This window comes from Arthrobacter sp. LAPM80, assembly GCF_046736435.1.
GTDB lineage: Bacteria > Actinomycetota > Actinomycetes > Actinomycetales > Micrococcaceae > Specibacter.
The window spans coordinates 502,663-511,798 of record NZ_JBCHVD010000001.1; the positions used below are offsets into that span (position 1 = coordinate 502,663).

The 9,136-nt window shown below is 64.5% G+C and carries 8 protein-coding genes; 2 read left to right on the top strand and 6 right to left on the bottom strand.

Going from position 1 to position 9,136, the window contains the following annotated elements:
• Positions 1-522: 522 nt before the first annotated feature.
• Together AAGW05_RS02280 and AAGW05_RS02285 are read left to right on the top strand one after the other, a co-directional pair.
• Positions 523-1,458: a tyrosine recombinase XerC gene (locus AAGW05_RS02280; RefSeq protein WP_411802830.1), complete on the top strand. Its 936-nt coding sequence runs from the start codon at positions 523-525 to the stop codon at positions 1,456-1,458.
• Positions 1,459-1,675: 217 nt separating this feature from the next.
• Positions 1,676-2,179 carry a DUF3145 domain-containing protein gene (locus AAGW05_RS02285; RefSeq protein WP_411802831.1) on the top strand — a complete coding sequence of 168 codons (504 nt, stop codon included), beginning with the start codon at positions 1,676-1,678 and terminating at the stop codon, positions 2,177-2,179.
• A 140-nt stretch (positions 2,180-2,319) separates the two neighbouring features.
• Here the strand turns inward: AAGW05_RS02285 and fabF are convergent, their stop codons facing one another.
• From fabF to AAGW05_RS02315, 6 genes are all read right to left on the bottom strand, one after another.
• Positions 2,320-3,582: a beta-ketoacyl-ACP synthase II gene (gene fabF / locus AAGW05_RS02290; protein ID WP_411802832.1), complete on the bottom strand. Its 1,263-nt coding sequence runs from the start codon at positions 3,580-3,582 to the stop codon at positions 2,320-2,322.
• A 129-nt stretch (positions 3,583-3,711) separates the two neighbouring features.
• The gene (locus AAGW05_RS02295; RefSeq protein WP_411802833.1) at positions 3,712-3,957 is read right to left on the bottom strand and encodes an acyl carrier protein; all 246 of its coding nucleotides are present in this window, start codon (positions 3,955-3,957) and stop codon (positions 3,712-3,714) included.
• Between the two features lie 87 nt (positions 3,958-4,044).
• Positions 4,045-5,106 (bottom strand): beta-ketoacyl-ACP synthase III, encoded by a 1,062-nt coding sequence (locus AAGW05_RS02300; RefSeq protein WP_411802834.1) that lies wholly within the window; start codon positions 5,104-5,106, stop codon positions 4,045-4,047.
• Positions 5,103-6,056 (bottom strand): ACP S-malonyltransferase, encoded by a 954-nt coding sequence (locus tag AAGW05_RS02305; RefSeq protein WP_411802835.1) that lies wholly within the window; start codon positions 6,054-6,056, stop codon positions 5,103-5,105. Before AAGW05_RS02305 ends, AAGW05_RS02300 begins: the two co-directional genes overlap by 4 nt.
• Positions 6,057-6,189: 133 nt before the next feature.
• Positions 6,190-7,509, bottom strand: coding sequence for a PucR family transcriptional regulator (locus AAGW05_RS02310; RefSeq protein WP_411802836.1), 1,320 nt, complete (start codon positions 7,507-7,509; stop codon positions 6,190-6,192).
• 185 nt (positions 7,510-7,694) lie between these two features.
• A complete protein-coding gene (locus tag AAGW05_RS02315) occupies positions 7,695-9,029 on the bottom strand; it encodes a DUF2254 domain-containing protein (RefSeq protein ID WP_411802837.1) in 1,335 nt (444 codons plus the stop codon).
• Between the last annotated feature and the right edge of the window lie 107 nt (positions 9,030-9,136).

Consider the following 9,136-nt stretch of genomic DNA (forward strand, 5'->3'; position numbering starts at 1 on the left):
CCGGTACCGGCCCGGCGCAGGCGCAAAAGATTTCCAACGCCTTGCCCGATGAGTCCTCACGGCCGGTGAAACCCACTGAAGGTCCGGCCCGCCCAGGCATCACCGATGCCCTGGGGAGGGGACGTCAACGTCCCTGAGGCCTTCACCTCGCTGCATGGAAACTACACGTTCTCAGTCGGCCCGCAGAAGCTCAACGGCGACTAGGCGCTTGCCCTAAATCTGAACCAGGTCCGCGGCAGCGACATCATATCGTTCACCCTCCCAACACTGGGAACAGGCGCCAGTGCCGATGGGAGTCGATCGTCATCAGGAATGATGCAGCCATATCCGCCATCTCCAAGGCATTAAGCGAAGGCGCCTGGGTGTCTACCTGAAGTCGGCAAACCCGGGCTAGTCGAAAACGCCAACGAGCAGCCAGAATTTCCTGTTCCCGACAGCCGGTTCAGGGCCGACGGCAGCCGGGTTTCCGGCCTTGCGGCGGGGCAACTTGCCCCGCGAGGTCCGACAGCGCACAGTGGGGGTGTGGATTCCGAAGAACGCCTGGCACTGCCTCCTGCGCTGGCTCATGCCGCCGATGCCTTTGAACGATACCTGCGCACGGAGCGGCGCCGCTCTGAACATACGATCCGTGCCTACCGCGGGGACATTGATGCCCTGTTGATCCACGCCGTTGCCGAGGGGAACACCACTCTGGCCGAGCTGGACCTGGGGTCGTTGCGCCGGTGGCTGGGGGAGCAGAGCGCAGCCGGGCTGGCGCGCTCCACCCTCGCACGTCGTGCAGCCACCGCCCGGAGCTTCACAGCCTGGGCGCTGCGGGAGGAAATCATCGCCGTGGACCCCGCCTTGCGGCTTCGGGCACCACAACGTGAGAAGTCCCTCCCCGCCGTCCTGCAGCAGCAACAGCTGGGGCGCCTCCTGGAGGACATGTCAGCCGCCGCCCAATCCATGGACCCCGTGGCCCTGCGGGACCTGGCCATGGTTGAACTGCTCTATGGCACGGGCATCCGCGTCGGTGAACTGACCGGTCTGGACACCCTCGACGTGAACAGGGAACGACGCACCATCAGCGTCGTGGGAAAGGGCAACAAGGAACGGACAGTGCCCTTTGGCCTTCCTGCGGATGCTGCGCTGGGCCAGTGGCTGAACCACGGGCGGGGAACACTGCACCAGCCCCACGGCGGCGCGGCGCTCTTCCTCGGCCAACGCGGCGGGCGCATTGACCAACGAACGGTGCGCACTGTCGTGGACAGGCTCTTTGCGTCACTGGGCGACACCTCCGCAACGGGCCCGCACACCCTGCGCCACTCGGCCGCCACGCACTTGCTTGACGGCGGGGCTGACCTGAGATCCGTGCAGGAAATCCTTGGCCACAGTTCCCTCGCCACGACCCAGCTTTACACCCATGTTTCAGTGGAACGGCTGCGTGAGAGCTACCGCACCGCCCACCCCCGCGCCTGAGCGCCGGCTGAGAAAATCCTCGGCGGCATTAGGGGATTATCCCGACGGTGGCGTAAACCGCCCGGCTACGGCACAATGAGAGAGAGCAATCGTTCAAAGACAAAAAGACGGGCCGAAACCCGGACAACAAGGGCTGGCTGGAACAGGCTCCGCGTACCGAAAAATTCATCCTGAGAAGGTCGTTGGGGAAGACGCACCTACTGCAATGGAGGATGGAATGAAGGTAGAAATCACACGCGGTGTTTTGTTTGTGCACTCGGCGCCTGCTGTCATGTGCCCGCATATTGAGTCATCCATTGCCGGTGTAATGGATCAGCGCACGGACTTGCAGTGGACTGCACAGCCCGCGGCGCCCAATGTGCTGCGCACCGAGCTGGCCTGGCGCGGGCCTGCCGGAACAGGGGCACGCCTGGCGTCCGCCTTGCGCGGCTGGGCCAATGTGCGTTACGAAGTCACCGAGGACCCGAGTGCCGGCGTCGACGGCTCCCGCTGGTCCCACACACCGGAATTGGGCATCTTCCATGCCGTCACCGATGTCCATGGCAACATCATGGTTTCCGAGGACCGCATCCGCTACGCCTATGAGACAGGCAAGGGCGACCCGTCACGCGTCTACCAGGAACTCTCGCTTGCCCTGGGTGAGGCGTGGGATGAGGAACTTGAACCGTTCCGCCACGCAGCGGCAGGTGCCAACGTGCGCTGGCTCCATCACGTGGGCTGACACCCTAAAAATTAAGCGCCCCAAACAAACCAACCCGCAGTAGAGGTCGAAAACAGCGGAAATTCACGATTTTCGACCGCTACTGCGGGTTAGATTTGTTTTGTTACACCCACTTGGGGCGGGCGCCACCGGACCGCAGACTAGCTGGGCAGTTCGACCTTGGGGCCGGTGCTGCGGATGGCGACAACTGCGTTGTGCCCGCCGAAGCCGAAGGAGTTGTTCAGGGCCATGATCTCGCCCTCGGGCAGTTCGCGCGGGGTCCCCGTGACAACGTCAAGGGGGATGTCGGGATCCTGGTTTTCCAGGTTGATCGTGACTGGGGCCAGACGGTGGTAGACGGCCAGCGCTGTCAGGACCGACTCCACGGCACCTGAGGCACCGAGCAGGTGGCCCATTTGTGACTTGGTGGCGGAAACACACACGTTGTTCACGTGCTCGCCCAGGGCGGCCTTCAGTGCCGTGTACTCGGGGCGGTCGCCAACAGGTGTTGAGGTGGCGTGGGCGTTGACGTGGCACACATCTTCGGGCATGGCCCGGGCGTCGAACAGGGCGGCCTTGAGTGCGCGGGTTGCGCCCAGGCCCTCGGGGTCCGGTGCTGTGATGTGGTACGCGTCGGCCGTGACGGAGGTGCCTGCCAGTTCGCCGTAAATGCGTGCACCGCGGGCGATCGCGTGCTCCTCGGCCTCGAGTACGAGTGCGCCGGCGCCCTCACCCATGACAAAGCCGTCACGGCTGATGTCGTAGGGGCGTGATGCCGTCTCGGGGGAGTCGTTGCGCTTGGAGAGGGCCTGCATGGCCGCAAAGGAAGCCATCGGCAGCGGGTGGATCGCGGCTTCCGCGCCACCGGCCATGACAACATCTGCCTTGCCCGAGCGGATGAGCTCCAGGGCAATGTGCATAGCCTCGGTGCCTGAAGCGCAGGCGGAAACCGGGGTGTGAGCGCCGGCCCGGGCGCCGAGGTCCAGGCTGACTGCTGCTGCCGGGCCGTTGGGCATGAGCATGGGCACTGTCATGGGCAGGACACGGCGGGGACCCTTTTCACGCAGGGTGTCCCATGCGTCAAGGAGGGTCCATACGCCGCCGATGCCGGTTGCGAACGCTACGGCAAGGCGGTCGTGGTCGATCTCCTCGATGCCGGAGTCCTTCCAGGCCTCGCGGGCGGCGACTACGGCGAACTGTGTTGAGGGGTCCATGCGCTTGGCCTCAACACGGCTCAGGACATCCGTGGCAGGAGTTGTCACCTTGGCTGCGAAATGGACGGGAAGGTCATACTTTTCCACCCAATCATCGGTCAGCGTGTGGGCGCCGGAGACACCCTTGAGGGCGTTCTTCCACATGGTCGGGACGTCGCCGCCAATGGGCGTCGTGGCGCCCAAACCGGTGATGACTACTTTGCGGGCCATGGTTCAACTCTCTGAAAAAAATTGTGGGGCAGGGCTAAAAAGAATGGTGATGTGGTTGGCCGGCGTCCTGCATATCCGGCCAACCACCATGTCCGGTCCGCTTGCGCGGACTGGGCCGGTTCAGGCTGATTAAGCCTGTGCGCCTGCGATGAAGGTGACAGCGTCGCCAACGGTCTTGAGGTTCTTGACTTCCTCGTCCGGGATCTTCACGTCGAACTTCTCTTCAGCGTTGACCACGATGGTCATCATCGAGATGGAGTCGATGTCCAGGTCATCGGTGAAGGACTTGTCCAGCTCGACAGCCTCGGGGGCCAGGCCGGTCTCTTCGTTGACGATTTCGGCCAAACCAGCCAGGATTTCTTCGTTGCTAGCCATTGATGGCTCCTTTTCTTTTACTGTGATCAAAGAACTTGATCGTTTCAGGCATGTAGATCCAGCCACGGTTGTGGCTGGATACGTTTGTTAGGGCAGGCGCACCACTTGGGCGCCGTACACCAGTCCGGCACCAAAGCCGATCTGAAGCGAAAGTTTACCGGAGAGCTCCGGGTTCTCCGCGAGGAGGCGGTGTGTTGCCAACGGAATGGATGCTGCCGAGGTGTTTCCGGCGTCTGCAATGTCGCGGCCGATGATGACGTGCCCGGGCAGTTTCAGCTGCTTGGCGAGCTCATCAATGATGCGCATGTTGGCCTGGTGCGGCACAAAGGCACCCAGATCATCGGCCGTGATGCCGGCGGCTTCGAGGGCCTTCTTTGCCATCTTTGCCATCTCCCACACGGCCCAGCGGAACACAGTCTGGCCGTCCTGGCGCAGGGTGGGCCACAGCGTGGAGTGGGCTTCGTCGGCGGCAGCCAGGTCGACGCCGTCGCCCTTCATTGCCTGCTCGCTGAAGTCGCGGATGTCCAGCTGGGAGTGGGTCATGCCGATGGTGTCCCACTTGCTGCCGTCCGAACCCCATACCGAGGGGCTGATGCCGGGCTCGTCGGAGGGGCCGATCACCACGGCGCCGGCGCCGTCGCCGAGCAGGAAGGAGATGGTGCGCTCGTGGTTGTCGATGACGTCGGAAAGCTTCTCCACACCGATGACAAGGACATAGTCCGCCGAGCCCGAACGGACTAGGGCGTCGGCCTGTGCCACGCCGTAGCAGTAGCCGGCGCAGGCAGCCGAGATGTCGTAGGCGGGGGCCGGTGTGGCGCCGAGCCTGTCGGCGATCTGGGCGGCGGCCGACGGCGTTGCGTACGGGTGCGTGACGGTGGAGACGAGCACGGCGCCGAGCTGCGAAGGCTCGATGCCTGCGTTCTTCAGGGCCTCGGCGCCTGCGGAAACGGCCATGTCCACCACTGAGACGTCTTTGGGGGCGCGGTGGCGGGTGATGATGCCGGTGCGCTGCTGGATCCACTCGTCGGAAGAGTCGATCCACTGGCAGACGTCATCGTTGGTGACGATGATTGACGGGCGGTAGGCGCCAATGCCGAGGATGGTTGCGCCCGCATGGGTGGGGCTTTGCTTCAAGGTTGCGGTGCTCACAGTGATCCTTCTTCGGGCGAAGCGTGTGCTGCCAGCAGTTCGAGTGCGGCGGGCAGGTCATCGGGTGTTTTGACGGCAACGGTGGTGACGCCGCTCATGCCGCGCTTGGCGAGGCCGGTCAGCGTGCCGGCCGGGGCCAGCTCAATCAGGCCGGTCACGCCCATGGCTGACATGGTTTCCATGCACATGTCCCAACGGACGGGCCGGGACACCTGGGCGATCAGGGACTCAAGTGCCGCGTCCCCTGAAGGCACGACGGCGCCGTCGTAGTTCGACAGCAGCGGCACCTTGGGTGCGTGGGGGGTCAGCGACGGGGCGAGCGTCTTCAGGGCTGAGACGGCGGGGGCCATGTGGTGGGTGTGGAACGCGCCGGCAACCTGCAGCGGGATGACGCGGGCCTTGGCCGGCGGGGCGGCGACAAGGGCGGCAATTTGCTCCAGCGTGCCGGCGGCAACCGTCTGGCCCTTAGAGTTCATGTTGGCCGGGCTCAGCCCGGCGGCGGCGATGGCGGCGATGACCTCATCGGGGTCCCCGCCCACGACCGCTGCCATGCCCGTGGGGGTTGCGGCTGCGGCGTCGGCCATGCGATTGGCACGTTCGCGCACAAACGCCATGGCGTCCGCGCTGGAAAGTGTCCCTGTCAGGGCTGCTGCGGTGATTTCACCGACCGAGTGTCCGGCAACGACCACCGGGCGGGACGCGAGGGCTGCGGCAACGTCCGCGCCCAACAAGGCCTGGGCCGTGATGAGGCCGGCCGCCACGATCAACGGCTGCGCAACGGCGGTGTCCTTGATGGTTTCAGCATCGGATGTGGTTCCGTGGGCCAGCAGGTCAATGCCAGCGGCATCACTGAGGGCGGCCAATTGCTCCTGCACACCCGGGCGTTCAAGCCATGGTGAAAGGAAGCCGGGGGTTTGGGAGCCCTGTCCAGGGCAGACTATTGCAAGCACATTAACCAGCTTTCCAAACTTAGTGGCCGATGAGGGTATTTCCCTGCACCAAGCTCTTCGGCACAATTTGTAGGAAGTCTACAAGAGTGGCGCCGTGTGGCGGCAATCATCGACTTCTTTTAGGTGAAAAGTACTAAGTTGTTGTCACGGGAGGCGCCGTTGAGCCCGCAGGCCTCGCCGCCGCCGTTTTCACTGCGGGCTGTTTCGTCGGCGTGGCCAGCCTGCCGACGATGAGTGCCGTCTGCAGGACGAATGCCTCGCGGGGGATCAGCGGGTCCCACCCGGTAACGTCGCAGACACGGCGGAGCCTGTAGCGGACAGTGTTTGAGTGCACAAAAAGTTCCCGTGCCGCCGCCTCGAGCGAGTGCCCGCCCTGCAAGTAGCTGCCGAGGGTTTCCACCAGGCCGTTGGAGGCTGCAAGCAGGGGCCGGTAGATGCCCACCAGCAATGCCCGCCGGGCGGATTCATCCCCGCCGATCACCCGTTCGGGCAGCAGGTCCTCCGCTGACACCGGTCGGGGTGCGGAGGACCAGCCCTTGACCACGGCGATGCCGGCGAAGGCTGCCTTCGCCGAAGCTGTGGCATCCGCGAGAGTTGCCGCCATGGGGCCGTACACCACGGGTCCGGGGGCGAAAAGGTCACTCAGGCGCACGTAGGCGGATTCGGGGTCCGCCACGTTTCCCAGCACGAGGATGAGCTTGTCGCCCTGGATGCCAACCATGACGTCGGCGGCAAAGCGTCCGGCGGCGCGGCGCAGGGTTGCCAGGAACATGGCGTTGCCTTCCGACGGCGCAGGGCCAACCATGATGGTGAAGTGCCCGTGGGTGGTCCAGCCCAGGGCTGAAATGCGCGACTGGAGGGCGTCGGTGTTTTCCCCGCGCAGGATCCCGTCAACGGCCAGTGCCTCCAGCCTGGTGTCCCAGGCCCCGCGGTTTTCCGCAGCCCTGGCGTAGACGTCGGCGGCAGCGAAGGCCACCTCGCGCGAATAACGCAGGACGGCCTCGCGCAGTGCTGTCTGTTCCTCGGGGGCCGCCAGCTCGGGAACACGGTCCTCAACGACCTGGACCACAGTGCGGATCAATTGCAGCGCGCGCTGCAGGCTGATGGAGCGGGTCAGTTCGGTGGGCGCTGTGCCAAAGACGTCGGAGAGGACCCAGCTGGGGGAGGACGGGTGTTCATACCAGGACACAAAGGCAGTGATGCCGTTTTGCGCCACCAAGCCCAGGGAGGACCGTTCATCGGCGCTGAGCCGTCGGTACCAGGGCAGCGTTGTTTCAAGTTCCCGGCGCATCATGGTGGAGAGCATGCCGACACTTGCACGCAGCCGCTCCAAGGTTTCCGAGGGGCGATTCACAGCCGCATCACCGTGCTGGCTTGGTGCTGCCGGGGCGGCGGTTGCTCCCATGGAGTCCTGGGCCGGCTGCGGTGCTGCCGGTATTTTTTTTACTGCCATGTCTTGAGGATATGTCCTTAGTTGGGGGGTGCTCCCATTTGTCCCGCGATGCGACGCCGGGCTGCCCGTGGATGCAGAAAACGGACCGCCCGCTGTGCCGGGTGTGGCGGCGTACAGCAGCGTGGATGTGATGCCGTCCATGCCGGGGTGTGGATGGTGTGTGAGCTGCGAGGTGTGCGCGGAGCCTACGCCGTGTTGGCGGCCACCAGTGCGCGAGCCTGTTCGAGCAGTGCCGCACGGTCCTGGGGTAAATGCCCGGCCGCGAAAATAGCGGCTTCCATTCTTTGGGCCTGGTCGAGGATTGCGTGGCGGTGGGAACCTGCCTTATCGCACCAGGAGACTTCCCGGAGCAGTTCCAGCAGGCGCCTTGCCACCTCAGGATCACCGGTCCCATAGAGACGTGGCTGGGCCATGGACAGGTCCAGGAAATGGGCCATCTCCGGAAGCTCCAACACCACCCGGACCGAGTTCTCTTCATCAACCAGGCAGCGGGTGCCGGGAACCCTGCCAGGGATCTGGCACAGCAGCCCGGAGAGATGGCCCAGCACGTGCACGGCCGTGGTGGGGTCGTTGACCCCCGGGGAGAGCGCCCGTGCCGCGACGTCCGCCAACTGACGGAAACCGAAGGCAGCATCCTGCACCTGGGTGCGTTCGCTTCCTGTGTGAATGGCGGCGTTGGTGCCGTGGCTCAAGCGGTCCACCCTCCCTGCCTCGAATTCAGTGTGGGAATCCAGCGGCCATGCGGTGGCGAATGGGACGCCCCGGACCAGTGAGGCACCTGGCAGGCTGTCCACCCTGATGACAGCACCCTCAGCCACTGCCAGGCGCAGCAGATCCTCGCGGTCAACCGACGTCAGGAATCCCGTACGCGCGGATTCCAGCCTGATGGCCCCGGGGCCGGCGGCAGGGGCGTGGCGCGGCGGGCCGGCGTCGTGGGGAAAATTGCGTTCCAAGGTTGCCATGGTTTCATCGGCAACCCGCTGCATCATGGTTTCGGCCCGAATTTCATTTGTCAGGTGTGCTAGGAACAGCACCAGCCCCAGAATGCTGGCGATCGAGAGCAGGAAGGCTACTGTGACGGAAATTTCCGGCACGAACCCCGGCACTGCCCCGTCGCTGCTGCGGACACGCCGCAGCACCGTTAACGCAAACGCAAAGGCTGACATAAACAGCGCCAGGGTGTAGTGAACAAATCTGTCAGCAGCGAAGGTGCGCAGCACTCTGGGGGAAAACTGGCTGCTGGCCAGTTGCAAAGTGACCACCGTCAGGGAGAACGTCAGTGAGGTAACGGTGATCAGGGAGCCGGCAATGGCCTGCAGCACAGCCCGTGCCGCATCCGGTCCTCCGCCGAACAGAAATCCCGAAATATTCTCCGGAAGCTTCCCGTCCACAGCAACGTCCATGGCAGGCAGTACCGTGCCTGCGGCCAGTGCCAGGAGCACGGCGATGGCCGGGACCGGCCACAACTGGGTACGCACGGCATCAACGATCCGGGCGCTCCTGCCGTTCACATCCGCCATGGAACACCCGGAAAGCGCATCTGCAAGGTCATCTTATGCTCCTGTGTAGTTGGGGTGGTACGGCTGTGGCCGGTGAAACCCGCTGGGGTTTCACCGGCCACAGTTGC